This window comes from Holzapfeliella saturejae (assembly GCF_037546065.1).
Lineage (GTDB): Bacteria > Bacillota > Bacilli > Lactobacillales > Lactobacillaceae > Holzapfeliella > Holzapfeliella saturejae.
The window spans coordinates 989,289-1,012,273 of sequence record NZ_JAWMWG010000001.1 but is presented as its reverse complement, the minus strand read 5'-3'; the positions used below and the strand labels follow the sequence as shown (position 1 = coordinate 1,012,273).

23 protein-coding genes are annotated in these 22,985 nt (G+C 35.6%); 22 read left to right on the top strand and 1 reads right to left on the bottom strand.

Features of this window, described 5'->3' with window-relative positions; genetic code table 11:
- The first annotated feature begins 12 nt into the window (after positions 1–12).
- From nusB to R4Y45_RS04935, 18 genes are all read left to right on the top strand, one after another.
- Complete coding sequence (gene nusB, locus R4Y45_RS05020; protein WP_339969905.1) at positions 13–411, top strand: transcription antitermination factor NusB; 399 nt, start codon at positions 13–15, stop codon at positions 409–411.
- A 54-nt stretch (positions 412–465) separates the two neighbouring features.
- Complete coding sequence (locus R4Y45_RS05015) at positions 466–1,311, top strand: bifunctional 5,10-methylenetetrahydrofolate dehydrogenase/5,10-methenyltetrahydrofolate cyclohydrolase (protein WP_339969903.1); 846 nt, start codon at positions 466–468, stop codon at positions 1,309–1,311.
- A 2-nt stretch (positions 1,312–1,313) separates the two neighbouring features.
- Positions 1,314–2,669, top strand: a complete 1,356-nt coding sequence (gene xseA, locus R4Y45_RS05010) for an exodeoxyribonuclease VII large subunit (RefSeq protein WP_339969901.1) — start codon at positions 1,314–1,316, stop codon at positions 2,667–2,669.
- Positions 2,662–2,886 (top strand): exodeoxyribonuclease VII small subunit, encoded by a 225-nt coding sequence (locus R4Y45_RS05005; RefSeq protein ID WP_339969899.1) that lies wholly within the window; start codon positions 2,662–2,664, stop codon positions 2,884–2,886. The genes xseA and R4Y45_RS05005 overlap by 8 nt, the downstream gene beginning before the upstream one ends.
- 5 nt (positions 2,887–2,891) lie before the next feature.
- Positions 2,892–3,737 (top strand): polyprenyl synthetase family protein, encoded by an 846-nt coding sequence (locus R4Y45_RS05000; RefSeq protein WP_339969897.1) that lies wholly within the window; start codon positions 2,892–2,894, stop codon positions 3,735–3,737.
- 3 nt (positions 3,738–3,740) lie between these two features.
- Positions 3,741–4,550 carry a TlyA family RNA methyltransferase gene (locus R4Y45_RS04995; RefSeq protein ID WP_339969895.1) on the top strand — a complete coding sequence of 270 codons (810 nt, stop codon included), beginning with the start codon at positions 3,741–3,743 and terminating at the stop codon, positions 4,548–4,550.
- Positions 4,551–4,559: 9 nt separating this feature from the next.
- On the top strand, positions 4,560–5,000 hold the full coding sequence (locus R4Y45_RS04990; protein WP_339969893.1) for an arginine repressor: 441 nt from the start codon (positions 4,560–4,562) through the stop codon (positions 4,998–5,000).
- Positions 5,001–5,014: 14 nt separating this feature from the next.
- Complete coding sequence (gene recN / locus R4Y45_RS04985; protein WP_339969891.1) at positions 5,015–6,691, top strand: DNA repair protein RecN; 1,677 nt, start codon at positions 5,015–5,017, stop codon at positions 6,689–6,691.
- Between the two features lie 87 nt (positions 6,692–6,778).
- Positions 6,779–7,390: a guanylate kinase gene (gene gmk, locus R4Y45_RS04980; RefSeq protein ID WP_339969889.1), complete on the top strand. Its 612-nt coding sequence runs from the start codon at positions 6,779–6,781 to the stop codon at positions 7,388–7,390.
- A gap of 15 nt (positions 7,391–7,405) precedes the next feature.
- Complete coding sequence (gene rpoZ / locus R4Y45_RS04975) at positions 7,406–7,624, top strand: DNA-directed RNA polymerase subunit omega (RefSeq protein ID WP_339969886.1); 219 nt, start codon at positions 7,406–7,408, stop codon at positions 7,622–7,624.
- Positions 7,625–7,711: 87 nt separating this feature from the next.
- Positions 7,712–10,129: a primosomal protein N' gene (gene priA / locus R4Y45_RS04970; RefSeq protein ID WP_339969884.1), complete on the top strand. Its 2,418-nt coding sequence runs from the start codon at positions 7,712–7,714 to the stop codon at positions 10,127–10,129.
- 12 nt (positions 10,130–10,141) lie between these two features.
- The gene (gene fmt / locus R4Y45_RS04965; RefSeq protein WP_339969881.1) at positions 10,142–11,095 is read left to right on the top strand and encodes a methionyl-tRNA formyltransferase; all 954 of its coding nucleotides are present in this window, start codon (positions 10,142–10,144) and stop codon (positions 11,093–11,095) included.
- Positions 11,085–12,422, top strand: coding sequence for a 16S rRNA (cytosine(967)-C(5))-methyltransferase RsmB (gene rsmB, locus R4Y45_RS04960; RefSeq protein WP_339969879.1), 1,338 nt, complete (start codon positions 11,085–11,087; stop codon positions 12,420–12,422). The genes fmt and rsmB overlap by 11 nt, the downstream gene beginning before the upstream one ends.
- Entirely contained in the window at positions 12,423–13,163 is a 741-nt protein-coding gene (locus tag R4Y45_RS04955) for a Stp1/IreP family PP2C-type Ser/Thr phosphatase (protein ID WP_339969877.1), read from the top strand.
- 6 nt (positions 13,164–13,169) lie between these two features.
- The gene (gene pknB, locus R4Y45_RS04950) at positions 13,170–15,149 is read left to right on the top strand and encodes a Stk1 family PASTA domain-containing Ser/Thr kinase (RefSeq protein ID WP_339969875.1); all 1,980 of its coding nucleotides are present in this window, start codon (positions 13,170–13,172) and stop codon (positions 15,147–15,149) included.
- Positions 15,150–15,158: 9 nt separating this feature from the next.
- Positions 15,159–16,064 carry a ribosome small subunit-dependent GTPase A gene (gene rsgA, locus R4Y45_RS04945; RefSeq protein ID WP_339969873.1) on the top strand — a complete coding sequence of 302 codons (906 nt, stop codon included), beginning with the start codon at positions 15,159–15,161 and terminating at the stop codon, positions 16,062–16,064.
- 1 nt (position 16,065) lies between these two features.
- Positions 16,066–16,707, top strand: coding sequence for a ribulose-phosphate 3-epimerase (gene rpe, locus R4Y45_RS04940; RefSeq protein ID WP_339969871.1), 642 nt, complete (start codon positions 16,066–16,068; stop codon positions 16,705–16,707).
- Positions 16,707–17,375, top strand: coding sequence for a thiamine diphosphokinase (locus R4Y45_RS04935; protein ID WP_339969868.1), 669 nt, complete (start codon positions 16,707–16,709; stop codon positions 17,373–17,375). The genes rpe and R4Y45_RS04935 overlap by 1 nt, the downstream gene beginning before the upstream one ends.
- A 71-nt stretch (positions 17,376–17,446) precedes the next feature.
- On the opposite strand, the gene rpmB is transcribed toward R4Y45_RS04935, so the two are convergent.
- Positions 17,447–17,632 (bottom strand): 50S ribosomal protein L28, encoded by a 186-nt coding sequence (rpmB, locus tag R4Y45_RS04930; RefSeq protein ID WP_056975148.1) that lies wholly within the window; start codon positions 17,630–17,632, stop codon positions 17,447–17,449.
- Positions 17,633–17,808: 176 nt separating this feature from the next.
- Here rpmB and R4Y45_RS04925 point away from each other — a divergent pair, with 176 nt between their 5' ends.
- Genes R4Y45_RS04925 through plsX form a run of 4 tightly spaced genes read left to right on the top strand, consistent with a single transcriptional unit; the run spans position 17,809 to position 22,938 of the window.
- Positions 17,809–18,171, top strand: coding sequence for an Asp23/Gls24 family envelope stress response protein (locus R4Y45_RS04925; protein ID WP_339969866.1), 363 nt, complete (start codon positions 17,809–17,811; stop codon positions 18,169–18,171).
- Positions 18,172–18,227: 56 nt separating this feature from the next.
- Positions 18,228–19,889 (top strand): DAK2 domain-containing protein, encoded by a 1,662-nt coding sequence (locus R4Y45_RS04920; protein ID WP_339969864.1) that lies wholly within the window; start codon positions 18,228–18,230, stop codon positions 19,887–19,889.
- 5 nt (positions 19,890–19,894) lie between these two features.
- Complete coding sequence (gene recG, locus R4Y45_RS04915; RefSeq protein WP_412747366.1) at positions 19,895–21,928, top strand: ATP-dependent DNA helicase RecG; 2,034 nt, start codon at positions 19,895–19,897, stop codon at positions 21,926–21,928.
- Between the two features lie 11 nt (positions 21,929–21,939).
- A complete protein-coding gene (gene plsX, locus R4Y45_RS04910; protein WP_339969860.1) occupies positions 21,940–22,938 on the top strand; it encodes a phosphate acyltransferase PlsX in 999 nt (332 codons plus the stop codon).
- The last annotated feature ends 47 nt before the right edge of the window (positions 22,939–22,985 follow it).

Below are 22,985 nucleotides of genomic sequence, written 5' to 3'. Positions count from 1 at the left end.
GGAGAGCCAAATATGAACCAACATGATATCCGTCGAGCAGCACTTCAAGCAAACTTTATTCAATTAAGTAGTGAGCTGACAGCAGAACAAGCTCTTGAAACTGTTAAAGACCACTATCTAAATGAAGAAGAAACTTTACCAGACTATCTAGAACAACTGGTTAAAGGTGTTGCTTCAAAGAAAGATGAATTAAATCAAGTCATTGATGATCGTTTGAGTGATAAATGGCAATTCAATCGAATTGCTAAGATTAATATTGCAATTTTACAATTGGCTTTGTATGAATTGAAGTACACTGAAACACCAACGGCTGTTGCTATTAACGAAGCTTTGAATTTGGCTGACGAATTTAGTGACGACAAATCCAAGAAGTTTATTAATGGGTTATTATCAAATTTTAGTAAGCAATAATGAAGAAGCTGGTATATTTTTGTATACCAGCTTTAAATATAATGGAGGAAAACTATGTTTAAACTGATAAGCGGAAAAGCAATTGCCCAAAAAAGACAAGAAGATTTACGTCTAGAAGTTGAAAACCTTAAGAATAAAGGTGTAACACCGAGTTTACGTGTTATCTTGGTGGGACATAGTGGTCCGAGTGAAATTTATGTGCGTAATAAAAAACGCCGAGCTGAAGAATTAGGACTTGATTTTGAGCTCATTAGATTTGATGAAACCGTTACTGAACAGGAATTGATTGCTTCTATTGAGTCATTAAATCAAGACCAAACAGTTGATGCTATGTTGGTTCAACTGCCACTTCCAAAACATATCGATGAAGAAAAAGTTGTCCAAACTGTTTCGCCTTACAAAGATGTAGATGGGTTTAGTCCAATTAACTTTGGTTACTTGTGGCAAAACAACCCCAATGTTATCCCTTCAACAGCTGGTGGCATTATGACTTTACTTGAAGAAAGTGAAATTAATCCTGCTTCCAAACACGTTGTAATTGTTGGTCGTAGTAACATTGTTGGTCGTCCATTGGGAGCTTTAATGCTGAATGCTGATGCGACGGTAACTATGGCTCATTCAAAAACAAAGGACTTAAAATCAATTACTAAACAAGCGGATATTTTAATCAGTGCAGTTGGTAAAGCACATTTTATTACTGCAGATATGGTTAAAAAAGGTGCGACAGTTATTGATGTTGGAATGAATCGTGACGAAAACGATAAACTGGTGGGTGATGTTGACTTTGATGATGTGTCTGAAGTAGCAGGTGCTATGACCCCAGTTCCTGGTGGTGTTGGTCCAATGACAATTTTGACATTAATGGAACAAACTATTGAAATAGCCAAAAAGCGTGTTTAATTATGACAGAAGAGAAGTATTTAAGTGTTTCGCTTTTAACGTCTTACTTAAAGCGAAAATTTGACCTAGACCCTTATCTAAAAAAAGTATACTTAACAGGAGAAATTTCTAATTTTAGAATGCGTCCAAATACCCACCAGTATTTTTCAATTAAAGATGATCAGTCTAAAATTAATGTGGTGATGTTCAAGTCGGCTTTTCAAAAGGTGAAATTTACGCCTGAAGAAGGTATGAAAGTGCTGATAGAAGGACATATCAGTATCTATCCACCAACAGGTAGTTATCAATTTTATATTGATAATATGCAGCCTGATGGGATTGGGGCACTGTATGCAGCTTATGAGCAACTTAAGAAAAAACTATTTAGTGAAGGCCTTTTTTCAGCTGAAAAAAAACAAATCCCAAAATTCCCCAACAAGATAGCGGTAATCACGAGCCCTTCAGGATCAGTTATCCAAGATATTATAACGACTGTTCAACGACGCTACCCTAAATGTCAGATTGTCTTGTTTCCAGCAATAGTACAGGGTGAAAAAGCAAAAGATAGTTTGATACGAGCTATTCAGCAAGTCGAGCAAAGTAATCTCGAATTTGAGACGTTAATCATTGGTCGAGGTGGTGGATCAATCGAAGATTTATGGCCATTTAATGAAGAACAAGTTGTGCGTGCTTTATATCATTTAGAGTTACCGATTATTAGTTCTGTTGGTCATGAAACCGATACCACTTTAAGTGATTTAGTGGCAGATGTTCGTGCAGCAACACCAACAGCTGCAGCTGAAATAGCAACCCCTAATTTGCCAGATGTACTTAATTACTTAACGCAAGCCAAAGGTCGACTTTATCAATCAATTTCAAAAGAGTTAACTTATCGCAAGCAAGCTTTAACTAATTTAACCGATAACCCATTTTTAAGAAATCCTAGTCGTATTTACGAACAACAACTCCAATTAGTTGATCAATTATCCAATCGATTGCAGCAAACGACTAATCAGATTTTAAAACAAAAGCGTTATCAGTTTGAAATTATAAGTCAACAAGTTGACGGTAAGTTGCTAAGTCAACGCATTAATCACTATCAAACCCTGGTCAATAACCAAACTCGTCAGCTAACATATCATTTTAAACAGTTGTTGCATCACCAAAATACGCGTGTTCAATATGCGATGAATCAGCTAGATGCCCTAAGCCCACTCAACACGATGAAACGAGGGTATACTTATACCGAAAATCATCAAGGACAGCTAGTTAAAACAGTTGACCAATTAGCTGTTAATCAACCCCTAACTGTTCACTATCAAGATGGTAGTGCACTAGTAGATGTACGTGAAATAAAAAAGGAGAATAAAGATGGCTGAATCACCTAACTTTGAGTCTCAGTTACAAGAACTCGAAACGATTGTTAAAAACTTAGAAAATGCACAAGTTCCTTTAGAAGAAGCACTTGATCAATTCAAAAAAGGTGTTGAATTAAGCCAATCGCTTCAAAAACAATTAGTGAGTGCTGAAGATACTGTCAATAAGCTCATGAACGAAGAAGGACAATTACAAGATTTCAATACAGAAAAGGACTAAATAGCGTGGAAAAAGTAAAAGAGTTGCAGGCAGATTATTTATCGGAGTTTAACCAATTTCTAACTTCTGAAATTGAAACAAATATTCAAAATAAAGAGTTTGCACAGATACTTAACTACTCAATTCAAGCAGGTGGGAAAAGGATTCGCCCATTATTTGTGTTGGCTGTTTGCAAGATGTTGAATCACCCAATTGATCAGACTGTTTTTAAAGCGGCAGCAGCAATTGAATGCTTGCATACTTATTCACTGATTCATGATGATTTACCTGCCATGGATAACGATGATTATCGCCGAGGTCGATTAACTAGTCATAAAAAATTTGGTGAAGCTAATGCTATCTTGGCTGGAGATGCTTTATTGACTTTAGGATTACAGTGGCTAGCTGAATTACCTCATCATGCTGGTGATATTGTGGCTTACGTCAGCCAAGCTATCGGTCCTAACGGAATGGTTTATGGACAGTATTTAGATGTTCTTTCTGAAACTGACCAGTCGATTCAAGATGTCGCAAAAATTCATCATTTAAAAACAAGTCGTCTATTTCAGGCAAGTTTATATACAGGACTTAAATTATCTGAAGCAACGGCAGATGAAATTTCAAGTACTTTGCGTTTTGGGGATGCATTTGGATTAGCATTTCAAATCTTTGATGATTTGGATGATGCAAAACAAAGTACACTCGAAGGTCACGATGATGCTGATAAAACAACCTATGTGAGTTTGTATGGTATCGAGGGAGCTAAAGCTCATTTAACCCATGAAATTGAGAAAGCCCAAAGAGCACTAGCTGACATTGAAGGACGCGATTACTTATTAGATTTTTTAGATTACTTTGACAGTGAGGAATAAGAATTGAAAAAAAGAGTAGATGTAATTTTAGCAGAACAGGGATATTTTCCTTCAAGACAACGTGCTCAAAGTGCGATTATGGCAGGAAATGTACTTGACCATAATCATCAACGAATTGATAAAGCAGGAGATAAGTTTGAAGAATCTGAAACCTTTATTTTAAAAAACCATGATGCTAAGTATGTATCAAGAGGTGGTTTCAAATTAGAAAAAGCCTTAAAAGTATTTGATATCTCGTTGCAAGATAAAATTTGTTTAGATATAGGGGCATCGACAGGTGGCTTTACCGATGTTGCTTTACAAAACGGGGCACAAAAAGTTTACGCTTTAGATGTTGGTTATAACCAACTAGCTTGGTCTTTAAGGGAAGATCCACGAGTTGTTGTGATGGAAAGACAAAATTTCCGTTACAGTACACCAGAAGATTTCACACAAGGACGTCCAACTTTTGCGATGACAGATGTGTCATTTATTTCATTAAAATTAATTTTGCCACCGATGTACGATATTTTAGAAGACAATCATGATGCGGTTTGCTTAATTAAGCCACAATTTGAAGCGGGTCGTGAAAAAGTCGGTAAAAAAGGGATTATCAAAGATCACAAGGTTCATGCTGAAGTGCTTGAAACGATTATTGAATTCTCATTAAAAACAGGATTTGATGTACTTGATTTAGATTTTTCACCAATCAAGGGTGGTCATGGTAATATCGAATTTTTGATTCATTTGCGTAAAAATCAATCTGGATCAGGTCAAAATAAATGGACTAAATCCGTATCTGAATTAATGGCGTTAGTTGATGAAGGAATTTAAAATAAAACAATGAAAAAAGTACTGAGACAAAATGCGATTTTAGATATTATTAAAAATAATATTGTGCAAAGTCAACAAGAATTGTTGGATTATTTAACCGAACGTGGAATCAAAACCACACAGGCTACAATTTCAAGAGATTTTGATGACTTATATATCGACAAAAATCGGCTCACCTCCAAAGGGTTTGCTTATAGTCAAAATCAAAAAATGACCCAGTTAAAAAAAGACAGGCAGTTTTTATCATTTCCAATAACAGATATCAAGCAAAAACGGGATATGGTGCAACTTCAAACCCATCCCGGGATGGCTGAAGCTTTGGGGGAGGAAATCAAAGCTAAAAATTTAGATGGCTTGTTTTCTGTTATTGAAAATGATGCGTTAGTTTTAATTATCTTTTTTTCAGTTAAAGATGCATCAGCCTTTATTAAATATTTGCATCAATTATAAGAAACGGGGATGCTATGTTAAGTCAATTAGATATTAAAAATTTTGCAATCATTGAAGAAATTCAAATGACTTTTGATGCCAACATGTCAACTTTGATTGGTGAAACGGGAGCAGGGAAATCAATTATTATTGATGCACTGTCCTTATTGATGGGGCAACGTGCGTCTTCTGAGATGGTTCGTAGTCAAGCTAATGAAGCGATTATTACCGGGTTATTTGAAGTCGAACAACATAATTATGATAAAGTGCAACGCTTGTTAGATGGCTATAACATTCAATTAGACGATAGCCAACTGATTATTCAACGTCGGCTTTCTCAAAAAGGGCGAAATATTATTCGTGTTAACGGCGAACTAACAACAGTGAGCTTACTGAAGGAGTTGAGCCCGTTTTTAGTGAATATTCATGGTCAGCACGATCAACAAATTTTAATGAACCAACTTTCTCACCTCTCGTTGTTAGATGGCTATGCTAAAGAACAATTAGCTGAAGTTAAACTTGCTTATGACAAAGCATTTTCAACTTATCAAAAGTTGTCTCAAAAATTAGATAAAATCACAGATAATGCTCAACAAATGGCTCAACAAGTTGATATTTTAAACTTTCAAATTAATGAAATTGAGGAAGCTGATATTAATTTAGAGGCAGACCAAACACTTGAAGAAGAACTTGAAAGACTATCTAATTTCCAATCAATTAGTGATAAAATTTACCAACTGCTAGCTTATCTTGAATCAGATGACCAAGGCTTAGTTGCGATGATGAATGCGGTTAAATCTGAATCAGATGAGCTCACAGTATATGGGACTGAGTTCAAAAACTTAGCACAGACCATTAATGATGCTTATTATTCGATTGACGATGCTAATCATCAATTGCATACTATTTCAGATAATTTTGATTTTGATGAAGCTCATTATCAGTATGTTTATGAACGTGTAACACAATTATTAGCTCTTCAAAAAAAATATGGACCAACTTTAGAAGACGTGATTGCTTTTAGAGATGATGCTCAAAAACAATTAGATGAGTTATTTTTTAGTCAAGACGACATTGAAGCAATTAAACAACAGCGTGAAACGGTTCTGCAAGATGTTAAAAAGTTTGCAGCACAGCTAACAGATATTAGAAGTAAGCAAGCTAAGTTGTTGGAACAGGAAGTTAAACAACAGCTCAAAGATTTGTATATGGATAAAGCACAATTTGAGATTAGATTGAGTTTAAATCAAGAATTTGATAAAAATGGTCAAGATAGTGCGGTATTTTATATTTCGTCTAATACTGGAGAAAATCTGCAACCCTTGCACAAAGTGGCTTCAGGTGGGGAACAGTCTCGGGTTATCTTAGCGTTAAAAACAATTTTTTCACGAGCTGATCAAGTTTCAACTGTTATTTTTGATGAAATTGATACTGGTGTTTCAGGACGAGTAGCAACAGCTATTGGTCAAAAAATGAAACAGATTGCACAAAATCAACAAGTTTTAGTGATTACGCACTCGCCACAAATCGCAGCTTTATCTGACTATCGCTATTTAATTGAAAAGCAAGTGGTAGAAGGTAGAACGCGAACAACTATTCATAAATTGACTTTAAATGATTCAATTGAAGCAATTGCTAAAATGATTGCGGGAGATTCTGTCACTAATCCAGCCCTAGAAAATGCCAAGGCGTTACTTGGGCTAACGCAATAGTTGTGATTTGTGTCTTAAGGCTTGAAAAATGTTTGAAATTATTGCATTATTATAGTAATACTTTAAAAATGTTGGGAAGATAAAACGATGCCAAGTAAAGGTTTATTAATTGTCCTATCCGGCCCCTCTGGTGTGGGTAAAGGGACAGTCAGACAAGCACTTGTTGAAAGCCATGCTTTCGACTTCAAATATTCAGTTTCAATGACAACAAGAAATCCTCGTGAAGGGGAAGTTGATGGTGTAGACTACTATTTCAGTGATAAAGCTTCCTTTGAAGAAGCTATCGAAAATGGTGAAATGCTAGAGTATGCACAATACGTTGATAACTACTATGGAACACCACTTAAACCTGTTAATGATATGTTAGAGCAAGGGCATGATGTTTTACTTGAAATCGAAGTAAAAGGTGCAATGCAAGTCAGAGATAAAATTCCTGAAGGAGCTTTTATCTTTTTGACACCGCCTGACTTGTCTGAATTAAAAAACCGTATCGTCAAACGTGGAACTGACGATTTAGATGTTATTCAAAAGAGAATGACTAAGGCTAAAGAAGAAATTTTAATGATGGAAAGTTATGATTATGCTGTGGTTAACGATGAAGTTGATCAAGCCGTTCAAAAAATCAAATCCATCATCGATGCTGAACATGTTCGAGTTGACCGTGTAATCGATGATTACCGTCAAATGTTAGATAAATAAAAGGAGTAACAATTTATGATTTCATATCCATCAATTGACAAACTATTAACAAAAGTTGATTCACGTTATTCATTAGCAGTTTTAGCTGCAAAACGTGCACACGAACTAGAAGACGGTGCACCTCAAGCTATTGAAGAATACAAATCAAGAAAAGTTGTCGGTCACGCACTTGAAGAAATTGCTGAAGGTGCAGTTGAAATCGACCCAAATCATAAGGCTAATGTTACACGTTAATTATTAATCGGCTTGTATTTTGATGAACCTTCATCAACATCTTTGTATGTGGATGAAGGTTTTTTAATCGTAAAGAGAGGGTTTTGTATGGCTAAGTTTGCTGATGTGATTGTTGATGTGGCAACACAAGATACAAATAAAACATTTCAATATCAAATTCCGAATCAACTGGCTGATTTAGTTAAACGAGGTTCAAGAGTAGAAGTGCCGTTTGGTCGCCGAAAAATTCAAGGATTTGTTGTGAATATCAAGTCCACCAGTAGTTTTTCAGGAAAAACAAAGAATCTTCTGTCTGTAATTGATGAGTTTCCGCCGTTAAATTCAGAATTATTACAGTTATCTGATGAATTAGCCAAGCATCTGTTTACTTATCGGATTTCAGTTATTCAAACGATGTTACCTAACGTACTAAAAGCTAACTATCAGAGATTTTTACAGCCTACTGAGACAATTTCAGAGTCAACATATCAGCAACTGTTTCAAAACCAAAAAACCAATCAGTTGCCTCTTAATCAAATTAAAGACTACGACTTAATTAAGCTCATTCAAAAAACGCTTCAAAATAAAGAAACGAAAATTGTTTATCAAGTTAAAAATAAAGCTAAAGATAAGGTGGCAACTCAAGTTGAATTAGGACTTGGACTGTCTATTTACCAAAAGGTACTTGAAACAACAAAAGCTAATGCGACCAATCAGCAAAAACTGCTAAAATTTATTATTCAAAATCCACAAAAATTTCCTATTTTTCAAACACAATTAACCAAAGAAGCCCAACTGCCTGTCAGTTTTTTATCAGAAGCTGAGAAAAAAGGGTGGCTAACACGATCAAAAGTGCAAATTAATCGCGATCCTTTAGCCAATCTGACTGTTTCAAAGGATACTAATCCTAAAAAATTAACGACAGAGCAACAAGAGGCAGTTGAAGCCATTAATCAACCACTTGATAATAGTCAAAAGCGGGTATTTTTACTCGAAGGAATTACAGGAAGTGGCAAGACAGAAGTTTACCTGCAAACCATTGCTAAAGCACTAGGAAAGAAAAAACAGGCTTTGATGTTAGTTCCTGAAATTGCTTTGACACCTCAAATGGTGAGACAAGTTTTTGCCCGTTTTGGGTCTAAAGTTGCGGTTTTACATAGTGGGTTATCTGATGGTGAACGCTATGATGAGTGGCGGCGAATTAATGGACAAGAAGTTGACGTTGTTGTGGGAGCAAGAAGTGCCATATTTGCACCGTTACAAAACTTAGGCTTGATTATTATTGATGAAGAACATGAAAGCACTTACAAGCAAGAAGAAAATCCCAAATATCACGCACGTGAAGTTGCAAAATGGCGTGCTAATTATCATCAAGCGGTGTTAGTTCTAGGAAGTGCAACACCTTCGCTAGAATCAAGAGCCCGAGCACAAAAGAATCGCTACCAACTGCTGTTAATGACAAAACGTCCGACACAATTAGCGTTACCACAAGTCGACTTAATTGATATGACACAAGCTCATTTTTCAAGCCAATTAGATTTATCGGATGAATTAATTGCAGGCATCAAACAAACGATTGCTCAAAAACAACAAGTTATTTTGTTGTTGAATCGTCGAGGATATGCTAATTTCATGTTATGTCGTGATTGTGGGTATGTGCTAAAGTGCCCACATTGTGACATCTCGTTAACACTTCATAAGGACACGCAACAGATGAAGTGTCATTATTGTGGCTATGAAACATCTGTTCCAAAGCAATGTCCTGAGTGTCAGTCGACTCGAATTAAGTTTTTTGGGAGTGGGACTCAAAAAATAGAAGAGTTACTGCAACAAATACTCCCTGAATCAACTATTTTGAGAATGGACGTGGATACAACTAGAAGAAAAGGTGGCCATCAAAAAATTTTGGATGCTTTTGGAAATCATGAAGCTGATATTTTACTTGGGACACAAATGATTGCTAAAGGGTTAGATTTTGAAAATGTAACCTTAGTAGGTGTTATTAATGCAGATAGTGGGTTATCCTTTCCTGATTTTAGGTCATCTGAAAAAACGTTTGATTTACTAACGCAAGTTAGTGGTCGTGCAGGACGAGCCAATTTGCCGGGTAAAGTATTAATTCAAACTTATAATCCAGACCACTATGCAATTCAACTCGCTAAAAACCATAATTATGAAGGTTTTTATCAAAAAGAAATGGCAATTAGACGTCAAGGACAGTATCCACCTTATTTTTATTTGAATTTAATTACCGTAACGAGTAAATTAGAACAAAAGGCAGCAATGGCGGCCTTTAAAATTAAAAGCTTGCTCAAAAAAGAACTGAGTGACCAAGCTTTGATTTTAGGACCAACACCTCAGGCAGTAACTCGCCTGAAAGACCATTACTACTATCAAATTTTAATCAAGTACAAAGTTGAACCTAAATTGTACGCCACACTTAATACAATTAAAGCTCAAGCTTTTGATTCAAAAAAAGACAAGGTTAACATTTATTTAGATGTTGATCCTTATCAATTTAATTAGAAGGTGACAAATATGAAGACAATTATTTTTATGGGGACCCCCCAATTTAGTGTGCCAATTTTAAAGGGAATCTATGAATCTGGCGACTATGAAATTAAAGCGGTTGTAACACAACCTGACAAAAAATTAGGACGTAAAAGACAACTAACACCTACACCGGTTAAAGCATATGCAACCGAAGTGGGGTTACCTGTTTTACAGCCTGAAAAGTTAAGTCAAAGTGAAGAGTTGGCTGAACTCATTGACTTAAAAGCGGATTTCATTGTAACTGCAGCATATGGTCAATTTTTACCAACTAGCTTTTTAAATTCAGTTAAAATTGCGGCTGTTAATGTTCACGGTTCATTACTTCCACATTACCGTGGAGGCGCACCAATCCAATATGCCCTTAAAAATGGCGATGAAAAAACAGGTGTTACCATTATGGAAATGGTTAAAGAAATGGATGCCGGTGACATGTATAGTCAAGAAGCCATCACGATTGCCGATGACGATAATGCAGCGACAATTTTTGATAAATTAAGTTACTTAGGCCGTGATCTACTATTAAAAACGCTACCTCAAATTGCTGTAAACCCTACTGATAAAATGCCACAAAATCCAGAGGACGTTTCATTTTCGCCTACAATTAGCAAAGAAGAAGCACAAGTAGCGACAACGTTGACGGCTAAAGAAGCTCATGATTTAATTCGAGCACTTAATCCTAATCCAGGTGCGTACCTTTATATTAATGGCGTTCGAACAAAATTGTGGCAGTCACACGTTTTAGACGAAAAAACAACTTATAAATCCGGTGTACTTGTTGATAATTACAAGCGTTTTTGTTTAAGTTTTGCGGATAATAGTGTGTTAGAAATTGATGAAATTCAACCAATGGGTAAACCGCGAATGAAGATTAGTGATTATCTTAACGGCCACGGTCGAAATCTAAAAATTGGAGAAAAAGTAGTTAGTGATGAAGAATAAATCTGCTAGACGAATTGCCTTGGAAACGTTGATTTCAGTGTTTAAGAATAAAAGTTATTCTAATATCGCACTTAATCATGCTCTTAAAAATTCAGGGCTTTCAAGTCACGATAAAAATTTAGTAACACAATTAGTTTATGGTACAATTCAGCACCAAATCTATTTAGATTATCAAATCCACGATATTTTTAAGGAAAATAAAAAAGCCCCTTGGATGAGACCACTTTTACTGATGTCAGTTTATCAGTTATTCTTTTTAGACCGTGTTCCAAATCATGCAGTATTAGATGAAGCTAATTTATTAGCTAAAGAATACACAAAAAACAACTTGTATAAAGTCGTTAATGGTGTTTTAAGAAATGTGATTCGTCGAGGTCAACAAAAGCCAAGTTCAAAAAATCCGGTAAGCTACTTATCTACGGTTTACAGTATTCCAGAATGGTTGGTTGAGTATTTCGTGACGCATTTTGGTCAAGAAAAAGCTGAAAGTATTTTACAATCAATCAATCAGCCTCCACAAAACACCATTCGAATCAATCAAAAAGTAACGACTAAAGCAGCAGTGTGCCAGTGGTTAGATGAACAAGGTATCAACTATACTGAATCAGAAATTTCGCCTGATTCATTACATTTATCATATGGTCCGATTAATCAACTTGAGTTATTTGAAACAGGAGCCATTACCATTCAAGATGATTCAGCTACACTAGCTGCTCAAAGCTTAAGAGTACAGCCAGGCGACAACGTTTTAGATGCGTGTGCATCTCCAGGTGGTAAAACCATTCAGATTGCTGAAGAATTGACAACAGGAACGGTTACCGCCTTAGACATTCATAAGAACAAGTTGAACTTAATTAAAGATAATGCGACACGTTTACAAGTTGCTGATTTAATTGAAACACAGCAATTAGATGCTAGATTAGTGAGCCAAGAACTAGGAACGCAAATTTATGATAAAATCCTAGTGGATGCACCTTGTTCAGGGTTAGGACTGCTTAGAAGAAAACCAGAAGTGAAATATACCAAAGCGTTTTCAGATGTACAAAAACTAAGCCAAATCCAACTAGCAATCTTAAATGGTGTTTGTGAGAGTTTAAAACCAAACGGTCGTTTGGTTTATAGCACTTGTACAATTACTGATGAAGAAAATGAGCAGGTTGTGCAGGCATTTTTAGCACAGCACCCTGAGTTTTCTTTAGAAAAGGTTTATCTAAAAGCTGATAACGAAGCAATCAGATCTGGCGATTTTGTCCGTATTTTTCCAGATACCTATCGAACAGACGGATTCTTTATTGCTTCTTTAGTCAAAAGTGAAGGAGAACAATAAGTGATACAGACTGCATGGCAAACAGATGTTGGGTTAGTTAGAAAGACCAACCAAGACTATGTTAAAGTTTTTAAAAATCAAGAAAATATTGTCTTGGCAATAGTCGCTGATGGTATGGGGGGACATCGTGGAGGCGATGTTGCGTCATCAATGGCGGTTAATCATATTGGTCATAGTTTTGAACAAAGTCATATTGCAAAATATGATGAGGCCAAGTCTTGGTTGGAAGATACTTTAGTTAAAGAAAATAAAGCGATTTTAGATGCCAGTAATCAATTTAAAGATTTACGAGGTATGGGCACAACTATCGTTTTAGTTGTTGCCTTTAAGGACGCGTACTTATTTGCACATTTAGGAGATTCAAGAGCCTATTTGTTGAAACAAGAAATCCTATATCAAGTAACAGAAGATCATTCCTTAGTGAATGAATTACTCAAACAAGGTGAAATCACACCTTCGCAAGCTAAAAACCACCCACAAAAAAATATTATTACCGAATCATTAGGGGTTTCTCAATCGATTAACCCAGAATACATCAAAATGATTCCTAACAAATTTGATATCGTTTTATTGTGTAGTGATGGTTTAACAAACACATTATCACGTTCGCAGATTCAAAAAGTATTAAATGAAAATATGACATTACAAGAAAAATGTGATGTTTTAGTTGCTTTAGCTAATGAAGCTGGTGGAGAAGATAATATTACCGTGTGCTTGTTAACAAAGAATAAAGAGGTGTAATTTTATATGTTAGAGAAAGGTTATTTGTTAGCCAAAAGATACAAAATCATGAAACTCATTGGTCGTGGTGGAATGGCCGACGTCTATCTTGCACAAGATATTATTTTGGAAAGACACGTGGCCATCAAAGTGATGCGTGGAGAATTTCAAAATAATTCACCACTTGTCAGACGTTTTCAAAGGGAAGCCATTGCAACTAGTGAATTGAGCCATCCTAATATTGTTAGCATTTTAGATATTAGTGAGTCTCAGGGGATGCAATATCTGGTTATGGAATACATAGATGGTTCTAACCTGAAAGATTATATTAAAGAAAATTATCCGATTTCGATGAATAAAGTCATCAATATCATGGATCAAATTTTATCAGCGATAAAATTAGCCCATCAACACGAAGTAATTCATCGAGATTTGAAGTCGCAAAATATTTTGATTAGTCAAACCGGTGTCGTTAAAGTCGCTGATTTTGGGATTGCTATTTCCTTAGGCAAAAATGCAGTAACTCAAACAAATAGTTTGTTAGGATCTGTACATTATATTTCACCCGAACAAGCTAAGGGATCAATGGCAACAAAACAATCTGATATTTATTCACTAGGAATTATCTTATATGAATTAATAACGGGTAATGTTCCGTTTGGTGGAGAAACAGCGGTTTCAATTGCATTGAAACATTTTCAAGAAAATATTCCCTCAATTAGAAAGATACATCCTGAAATTCCACAATCGCTAGAAAACGTTGTTTTAAAAGCGACATCAAAAGACCCTGAAGATCGTTACAATAGTGTTTCTGAAATGAAAGCAGATTTAGATTCAGCTTTATCAGCTAGTCGAGTTAATGAACCTAAATATGAACCGGCACATGCTTTGAAAGCTGACGATACCAAAGTTATCCCGGACTTATCGGGTCATGTTGCTAATTTAACTGAAGAAGAACGTGAAGAAACAGATCATGGTGTAGAAAAAGAGGCACCACAAGAAGAGCAAAAGCCTAAAAAACGTCATGTATTATGGTTTGTTGGAGCAGGACTAGTTTTATTTTTCTTGATTATCTTTTTAGTTTTTAAAGTTTTTGCTTCAAATGGAACGATGATTTCAGTTCCAAATTTAGAAAATCTAACGCAAGAAGAGGCGCAAAGTCAACTAACAGCACAAGGACTAGCTGTTGGAGCAGTTGATGAACAAAATAATTCAACCGTTGAAAAAGATAAAGTTATTCGAAGTATGCCAAGTGCTAATACTCAAGTTAGGTCAGGTACTAAAATAGGACTAATTATTTCTTCAGGTCCAGGATTGACTGCCGTTCCTAATTTAGTTAATCAAAACTATGATCAAGCTAAAGAAGTACTTGAAAAAGCAGGATTTACAGTTCAAAGAAAAGACCAGACTTCAGATTCTGTTGATAAAGATTTGATTATGGCACAAAGTGAGCCAGCAGGTAAACAAGTCGATGCTTCAAAAACAACGATAACCTTAACTGTCAGCACAGGTGTACAAAAGATTAAGTTACGTGATTTAAGTGGTTATTCTGAAAAAAGTGCACGAGATTACGCTAATGAAGTAGGTATTAACTTGACCATTAAACAAGATTATTCTGATAATACGCCAGAAGGTCAAATTATAAGTCAAAATCCGAATGCACAAGTTGAAGTGAAGAAAGGCGATAACGTTACAGTAACGGTCTCAAGAGGTAAAGAACCAACTTATGATTCTAGCTCTAGTTCGCAATCAAGCAGTAGCAACAACAAACTAATAACTCAATCTTTTGAAATTGATTATAATGACGATACAGCTGTCAATGGTAAAAACCATATTCAAATTTATGTGGGCGACTCTTTGAACAACAGTCGCAATCTTTACCGTGATGAACAAATTACACAAGATAAAAATTACAATATTACATTTAATTTAGCACCTAATACGAATGGTTCAATTAGAATCGTACGTGATGGTGAAACAATAATTAATCAAACTGTCAAAAATTAGCGAGGTTTTATGATAAAAGGACAAATTATTAACTCTATCTCAGGTTTTTACGATGTTGTTACTGAAAATGGCAAATATCGAACACGAGCTCGAGGCAATTTACGAAATAAACGTCAAAAGCCAATTGTTGGGGACTATGTTGAAATCCAACCTGAAGAAGAAACCAAAACGGGCTATTTGATGTCGATAGATGAACGAAAAAATTCACTGAAACGACCACTACTAGCCAATATTTCAGACGTTTTACTCTTAATTTCAGCTAGAGAACCGGAATTTTCTCCTAAATTATTAGATCGATTTCTAACATTTATTGAAGAACATCAGGTAGCTATCGCCATTTATATTTCTAAAATGGATTTGCTTTCTGAAGAAGAAGCCAGCCATTTAAAACGTCAATTAGCCTATTATGAAAGCATCGGTTATCCTGTTTTTTATTCTGATCAACCTTTATCTGTATTAGAAGACTATTTTAAAACTAAACATTTAAGTGTTTTAGCTGGCCAATCAGGTGTTGGAAAATCAACTTTATTAAACCAACTTAATCCAAATGCTAAACAAGAGACGGCTGCCATTTCCCAAACCTTAAACAGGGGAAAACATACAACACGTCAGGTTCAGTTGTTTGAACTAGCATCGGGTTACTTAGCAGACACACCTGGTTTTTCATCAATAGATATTCAAATGATTCAATTGGATGAATTGCGAGATTGTTTTGTGGAATTTAGAAGTCATGCACATCTTTGTCAATTTAGATCATGCCAGCATCTTAACGAACCTAATTGTGAAATTAAGCGATTAGTTGAATCAGGCGATATTTTACAATCGCGTTATGATATGTATTTGGAATTGCGTGAAGAAGTTGAACGCAGTCGGACACCAGAGTATGTTAAAAAACAACGAAAAAGGAGAAAATAAAATGAAGATAATGCCTTCTATTTTAGGTGCTAACAGTTTGGAATTAGCTAAAGAAGTTACTAGAGCTAAAGAAGCTGGGATTAGTGGGTTACATATAGATGTTATGGATGGTCATTTTGTTCCTAATTTGGGTTTTACTGCTCAAAATGTTAAAGATATTAAACAAAATTTTCCTGAAATGGAAGCTGAGGTACACCTAATGGTTGCAAACCCTGAGCAAATGATTGGAGATTTTATTGACGCTGGTGCAGATACGATTGAGTTTCACATTGAAAGTACAACTAATGCCTATCATTTGATTCAACAAATAAAAAAATCCAGCGTCAAAGCTGGTATTGTTATCAGTCCCTCAACACCTGTATCGGTAATCATGCCTTTATTAGAGCTTGTTGATCAAGTTCTAGTCATGACTGTTAATCCTGGATTTGGTGGACAGAGTTTTATTAAAGAAATGATACCAAAAGTAGCTGAGTTAGCTGGAATAAAAAATAGTCAAAATGCTTCTTTTGAAATAGAGGTGGATGGCGGAATTAATGATAACACCTTTACTTTTGCTAAAGAAGCTGGTGCAACAGTAGCGGTTGCTGGTTCTTATCTATTCAATGGCAATAATTTCCATGAGAGATTGAGTCGATTAATCTAATGACAGGTCAAATTAGTGTGGTATTGGGTGGTCCGGTAACATCTTATCCTGATGATTTAAAAAATCGTTTGACCGCCAGTCGATTAGTAATTGGTGTTGATTATGGTGCACAGTGGTTGTTGGATAATGATATCACTCCTGATATTGCAATTGGTGACTTCGATTCAGTTGATGCAAACCAAAAGTATCAACTAAAAAATAGAGTTGAGGATTTAGTTGTTTATCCAACGCATAAAGATTACACAGATGGCCAACTTGGATTGATGAAAGCAGTTGAGCTGTTGAAGCAGTCAGAAGCTGACGATTTAATTTTGGTTTATGGTGCAACAGGGGGAAGATTAGATCACTTATTTTCTAATCTAGTTATGGTATTAGCGTCAGATATTTTACCCTATATTGAAAAAATCAAACTGATAGATAAATCCAATGAAGTTGTTTATATTAATGGAGGAAGACATCAATTCTATCCAAAATGCGGACTAACTTATTTTTCTGTTATTCCACTAACAGGTGTTTCTCACTTAACCATTACAGATGCCAAATATCCATTAATAGATTTTTCTTCCGAACAAATTCAGACATTCATCAGCAATGAATTTGAAGAAGATAAGCCAATAGAAATCCAATTAAAAAAAGGTATTGTTGCTATTATTTATAGTAAAGATTAACGATAGACAAAATAAAAAAGCCATGTTCTTAATGAACATGGCTTTTAATTGTTGTTTGTATTAATTAAAAATTAAACACGGGTAACTTTACCGGATTTTAGAGCTCTTGCTGAAACCCAAACACGTTGTGGCTTTCCATCAACAAGGATGCGAGCTTTTTGAAGGTTTGGCTTCCACTTGCGACGTGAAGAGTTCAAAGCGTGTGAACGCGCGTTACCGAATGTTGTCTTACGACCTGTAATTACATCTTTTGCCATTTGCTAAACCTCCTTTTCCAGTAAAATAATTCAATTACTAATATAAGATATCATAACCAATAGGATATTTCAATTACTATATGAATTTTATCAAAAATAATTTAATAATTGTATGCGCTGTGATAAAATAGGAAAAGTAAATGATTTGGCTTCATTATCGGTAATGGAGGGAAGATATGACTGTAAAAATAAACACAAAATATGGACAAATCGACATTTCTAACAATGTTATTGCGACAGTTGTTGGTGGTGCTGCCACAGATATTTATGGTATCGTTGGGATGGCAAGCAAGAATCAACTTAAAGATGGTATGAACGAAATTTTAAACCGTGAAAACTACACTAAAGGTGTTGTGATCAAACAAAATAATGGTGAAATTGTTGTTGATGTTTATATCATTGTTGGTTACGGCGTTAAAATGTCAGAAGTTAGTCGGAATGTGCAAAACAGCGTCAAGTATCACTTGAAACAATATTTAGGGACACAAGCAAAATCTGTCAATGTCATTGTACAGGGTGTCAAAATTCTTGAAGACTAGTCAAAAGCCAAGCTTTGCTAGTTTTATTTATTTACAAATATCTGGAGGTTATAGTATTGGTTGTCACTGAGATTAATTCAGCCAAGTTTCGCGATATGGTACGTATTGCGACTTATCGCTTAAATAAAAACGCAGAATTTGTTGATTCATTAAATGTTTTTCCTGTACCTGACGGAGATACGGGAACAAATATGAATCTAACAGTTCAAAGTGGGGAAAAAGCTGTTAATGAAAGCAATGGTTCACAAGTTGGTGAGCTAACTGCAGCTTTAGCTAAAGGTATGTTGATGGGAGCACGTGGAAACTCAGGTGTTATTTTGTCACAGTTATTTAGAGGTTTCTCAAAAAAGACTGAAGACAAAGAAGTTCTTGATTCACAAGCTTTAGCAGACGCTTTTGTTGGTGGTGTTGAAACTGCTTATAAAGCTGTTATGAAGCCTGTTGAGGGAACAATTTTGACTGTTGCTCGTCAAGCCGCTCGTGCTGGACAAAAGAAGGCAACAGAAACATCAGATGTAAACGAAGTTATGCAAGCAGTTGTTGAAGGTGCCCATAAGTCACTTCAACAAACACCAGAATTATTACCTGTTTTAAAAGAAGTTGGTGTTGTTGACTCAGGTGGACAAGGATTGTTATTTGTTTACCAAGGATTTTTAGAAGCGCTGACCGGTGAAAATGTTTCAGATTTATACCAACCTGATAAATCTGAAATGGATGAAATGGTTAATGCCGCTCACCATCAAGGTGTTCAACCACAAATCTCAACACAAGAGATTCACTTTGGTTACTGTACAGAGATGATGATTGATTTAACAGCTGACTTTGAAGGTAAAAAAGAATTCAACTACGATGAATTTAGAGAATACCTCAATGAGTTAGGTGATTCCCTATTAGTTGTTTCTGATGATGAAGTTGTAAAAGTTCACGTGCATACTGAAGTTCCGGGACACATTTTCTCCCACGGGAAGAAATTTGGTAAATTAGACAAAATCAAAGTTGATAATATGCGTATTCAGCATGAAAACGTAGTTGATGAATCTGCTAAATCAGACATCCAACCTGTTGATTTTGCTGTAGTAGCTATTGCAGTAGGAGATGGATTACGTCAATTATTCGAAAGTTTAGGTGTAAGCTATGTCTTAAGTGGGGGACAAACTATGAACCCAAGTACGCAAGACATTGTGGATGCCGTTGAAAAACTGAAAGCTAAAAAGGCGATTATTTTACCAAATAACGGCAATATTATGATGGCAGCTAAACAAGCCAAAGACGTCTTATCCATTCCTGTTGAAGTAGTTCCTGCAAAAACTGTGTCTCAAGGAATGTCAGCAATGCTTGGCTTTGATCCTGATGCCTCTCTTGAAGATAATGCCCAAAGCATGACCGAATTAATCGAAGGTGTGACCAGCATTCAAGTGACACGTGCTATTCGTGACACAGAAATTGACGGTGTTGAAATTCACAACAACGATTACATGGGATTATTAAACGGTAAAATTGTACATTCAACGGCTAATAAATTTGAAACTATTATTGAAACTATTCAAGATGGTTTAACTGAAGACAGTGAAATTGTAACGATTATTATTGGTGAAGATGGTTCAGAAGAAGAAGCACAACAATTAGAAGACCGTATTTTAGAAATTGATGAAGATTTAGAAGTTGAAATCCACCAAGGAGATCAACCTGTATACGATTACTTAATTTCAATAGAATAATAATGATGAAGAAAAAACTTTTAACGCCCTTAGCGGAAATTAAAAATGTCGGACCTAAAACACTCGATAAGTTTAAACAACTTAATTTATCGACAATTTATGATGTTCTCTATAGTTATCCTAAAAGGTATGATGATTACAATACGTATGATTTAATGACGATTGAAGATGGTCAAAAGACAACGTTTGTAGGTCGTGTTGTGACACAACCTCTGATTCGTAGGGCTGGTTTTAAAAGAACAATTCTTTCTTTCAAACTCAAAATTGACCATGACATTATCATGGTCAGTTTTTTTAATCAGCCTTGGATGAAATCAAGATTTGAACAAGGTGAGATTGTCGCAGTTCATGGTAGCTATCAAAAAACCACTCAACGATTGACTGCTACACAACTAGTTCCTCAAAATTATTTAGGACATCTGATGCCTCATTACACGTTGAGAAGAGTTTTTTCTCAAGAGAGTTATCAAAAATTTATTGTTAATTTATTTAAAGATAGCGATTTAATAATCAATGATGTGGTTCCGCTTTATTTGAGACAGCGGTATCAATTATTGACTGATAATCAGTTACTGAGACTCATGCACTTTCCAAAAACAAAGCAACAACAGCAGTTGGCTCGTCGTAGTGCCGCTTTTAGAGAGTTCTTTTTATTTCAGATGCAACTGCAAGAAATTATTTACCAAGAGTCTTATCAAGAAGTGGGAATTGCTAGACAGTATCATCGCATACCGATAGATCACTTTGTTGCTAGTTTGCCTTTTGAGTTATCAAGTGCTCAAAAACGTGTTAGCCAAGAAATTTTAGGAGATATGGCAGAGACTAAAGTGATGCATCGACTACTTCAAGGTGATGTAGGCTCAGGAAAAACAATTGTTGCCGCTATTAGTGCATTTGGTGCCATAACGGCAGGGTATCAAGTAGCATTAATGGCACCAACGGAGATTTTAGCACAGCAACATTTTGCAAAACTAAAAGAGTTATTACAACCTTTTGGCGTTCATGTGGCATTATTAACTGGATCGCTACAGTCAAAACAAAAACAACAAATTTATGATGATTTAGCCAGTGGTAGAATTAACTTTGTCATAGGTACTCACGCTTTAATCCAAAAATCAGTTCACTTTAAAAAATTAGGTCTCGTAATCGTTGATGAACAGCATCGATTTGGTGTTAATCAAAGACAACGCTTGATTGATAAAGGTGAAGCGGTTGATTTGTTGTCTATGACTGCTACACCGATTCCTCGAACGCTGGCTATGACAACTTATGGAAACTTAGATATTTCGACTATTGATGAATTACCTCAAGGGCGACAAACGATTGTCAGTCAGTGGGTGAGTCCTAAACAACTTTCAAAGGTTTATAAAGCAATGCAGAAGCAACTAAGTCAAAATTTTCAAATTTACGTTGTTTCACCTTTAATCGAAGATTCAGAGCAACTAAATTTAGAAAATGTTGAGGCTTTACATGATAAAATGGCCCAACAATTTCCCAATTATTCGGTAGGGCTCTTGCATGGTAAAATGACAGCAGACGAAAAAAGTAGCGTGATGACAGCTTTTGAATCACATCAAATTGATATTTTAGTCTCAACAACAGTTATTGAGGTGGGGGTTGATGTCAAAAACGCTAATATGATGGTGATTTTTAATGCTGATTATTTCGGATTGTCGCAATTACATCAGTTGAGAGGTCGTGTTGGTCGTGGGCAAACGCAAGCACATTGCTTATTCGTATCAGATCCTAAGAGTGAAACAGGAAAAAAACGAATGCAGATTATTGAACAAACAACAGATGGCTTTATTCTGGCAGAAGAAGATTTGAAGTTGCGAGGACAAGGTGACTTGTTTGGGCATAAACAATCAGGTGTTCCCCAATTTCAGGTGGGTGATATTTTAAAAGATTATCAAATACTAGTTGAGGCTAAAAATTCAGCTCAAGAAGTGTTGACACATGATCCATTACTCAATCGGACACCAGAAAATCGCGAGTTAAAAGAACTATTAAATTATCTAAAAACAAAAACAAAAGACTAAGGAGAAACATAATGAATAGAATTGCAGTAGATGTTATGGGTGGCGACCAAGGGCCAAAAGCACTTATTGAAGGTGTATTGATGGTAAGAGAAGAATTACCGCAGACAACATTTGTTTTATATGGTAATCAAGACCAAATGAAACCTCATTTACCAGCTGACATGACTCGAATTGAAATTGTTCACACTACCGAAGAAATTTTAGGTGAAGATGAGCCTGTTAAATCTATTCGTCAAAAGAAAGAAGCGTCAATGGTATTAGCTGCTAAGTCTGTTAAAGATGGCGAAAACGATGCATTGTTATCATTAGGAAATACTGGTGCATTATTAGCTTCGGGAATCTTTATTGTAGGTCGTATTAAAGGTATTGAAAGACCTGCCTTAATGCCCGTTTTGCCTGTTGAAAATTCTGATAAAGGGTTAACTTTATTAGATGCAGGTGCAAATGCCTCATGTAAGCCTAAACATATGGTTCAATGGGCAGAAATGGGTAGCTTTTATTCACAATCGATTCGCCACGTTGAAAATCCACGTGTTGCATTACTTAATAACGGTGGTGAATATGATAAAGGTGATGAGTTACATCAAGAAGTTTACCAATTATTAAGTGAACAACCAGATATCAACTTCGTGGGTAATATTGAAGGAAACGAGGTCTTGCAAGGAAAAGCAGATGTTATTGTTGCAGATGGCTTTTCTGGAAATGTAATGCTTAAGACACTTGAGGGAACTGCTTCAACAATTATGGGTGTTTTGAAAGATAGTTTACTTAATAATGGGTTGAAAGTTAAATTGGGTGCTGGATTGGCTAAACCTGCTTTTAAAGAGATTGGTAAACAATTTGATATGGCTATCTATGGTGGGGCTGTTTTAATGGGAGCTAAAGCCCCAGTTATTAAAGTCCATGGCCGTGGTGATGGTCGTTCTATTTACTACGCTTTCCATCAAGTAGATGAAATGTTAAAACAAGATCTTGTTCAACAAGTTAAAACAGCATTTGATAAAAAATAATTGATATTATAGTAGACATTTAGAACTGATTGAACTAGAATTGTTGG

Coding starts and splice junctions, on each gene's coding strand:
- R4Y45_RS04925 (WP_339969866.1), top strand. CDS start 17,809: ATGACTGTAAAAATAAACACAAAATATGGACAAATCGACATTTCTAAC.
- rpe (WP_339969871.1), top strand. CDS start 16,066: ATGAAGATAATGCCTTCTATTTTAGGTGCTAACAGTTTGGAATTAGCT.
- pknB (WP_339969875.1), top strand. CDS start 13,170: ATGTTAGAGAAAGGTTATTTGTTAGCCAAAAGATACAAAATCATGAAA.
- rsmB (WP_339969879.1), top strand. CDS start 11,085: ATGAAGAATAAATCTGCTAGACGAATTGCCTTGGAAACGTTGATTTCA.
- recG (WP_412747366.1), top strand. CDS start 19,895: ATGAAGAAAAAACTTTTAACGCCCTTAGCGGAAATTAAAAATGTCGGA.
- recN (WP_339969891.1), top strand. CDS start 5,015: ATGTTAAGTCAATTAGATATTAAAAATTTTGCAATCATTGAAGAAATT.
- fmt (WP_339969881.1), top strand. CDS start 10,142: ATGAAGACAATTATTTTTATGGGGACCCCCCAATTTAGTGTGCCAATT.
- R4Y45_RS05005 (WP_339969899.1), top strand. CDS start 2,662: ATGGCTGAATCACCTAACTTTGAGTCTCAGTTACAAGAACTCGAAACG.
- rsgA (WP_339969873.1), top strand. CDS start 15,159: ATGATAAAAGGACAAATTATTAACTCTATCTCAGGTTTTTACGATGTT.
- xseA (WP_339969901.1), top strand. CDS start 1,314: ATGACAGAAGAGAAGTATTTAAGTGTTTCGCTTTTAACGTCTTACTTA.
- R4Y45_RS04990 (WP_339969893.1), top strand. CDS start 4,560: ATGAAAAAAGTACTGAGACAAAATGCGATTTTAGATATTATTAAAAAT.
- rpmB (WP_056975148.1), bottom strand. CDS start 17,632: ATGGCAAAAGATGTAATTACAGGTCGTAAGACAACATTCGGTAACGCG.
- plsX (WP_339969860.1), top strand. CDS start 21,940: ATGAATAGAATTGCAGTAGATGTTATGGGTGGCGACCAAGGGCCAAAA.
- rpoZ (WP_339969886.1), top strand. CDS start 7,406: ATGATTTCATATCCATCAATTGACAAACTATTAACAAAAGTTGATTCA.
- R4Y45_RS04935 (WP_339969868.1), top strand. CDS start 16,707: ATGACAGGTCAAATTAGTGTGGTATTGGGTGGTCCGGTAACATCTTAT.
- R4Y45_RS05015 (WP_339969903.1), top strand. CDS start 466: ATGTTTAAACTGATAAGCGGAAAAGCAATTGCCCAAAAAAGACAAGAA.
- gmk (WP_339969889.1), top strand. CDS start 6,779: ATGCCAAGTAAAGGTTTATTAATTGTCCTATCCGGCCCCTCTGGTGTG.
- priA (WP_339969884.1), top strand. CDS start 7,712: ATGGCTAAGTTTGCTGATGTGATTGTTGATGTGGCAACACAAGATACA.
- nusB (WP_339969905.1), top strand. CDS start 13: ATGAACCAACATGATATCCGTCGAGCAGCACTTCAAGCAAACTTTATT.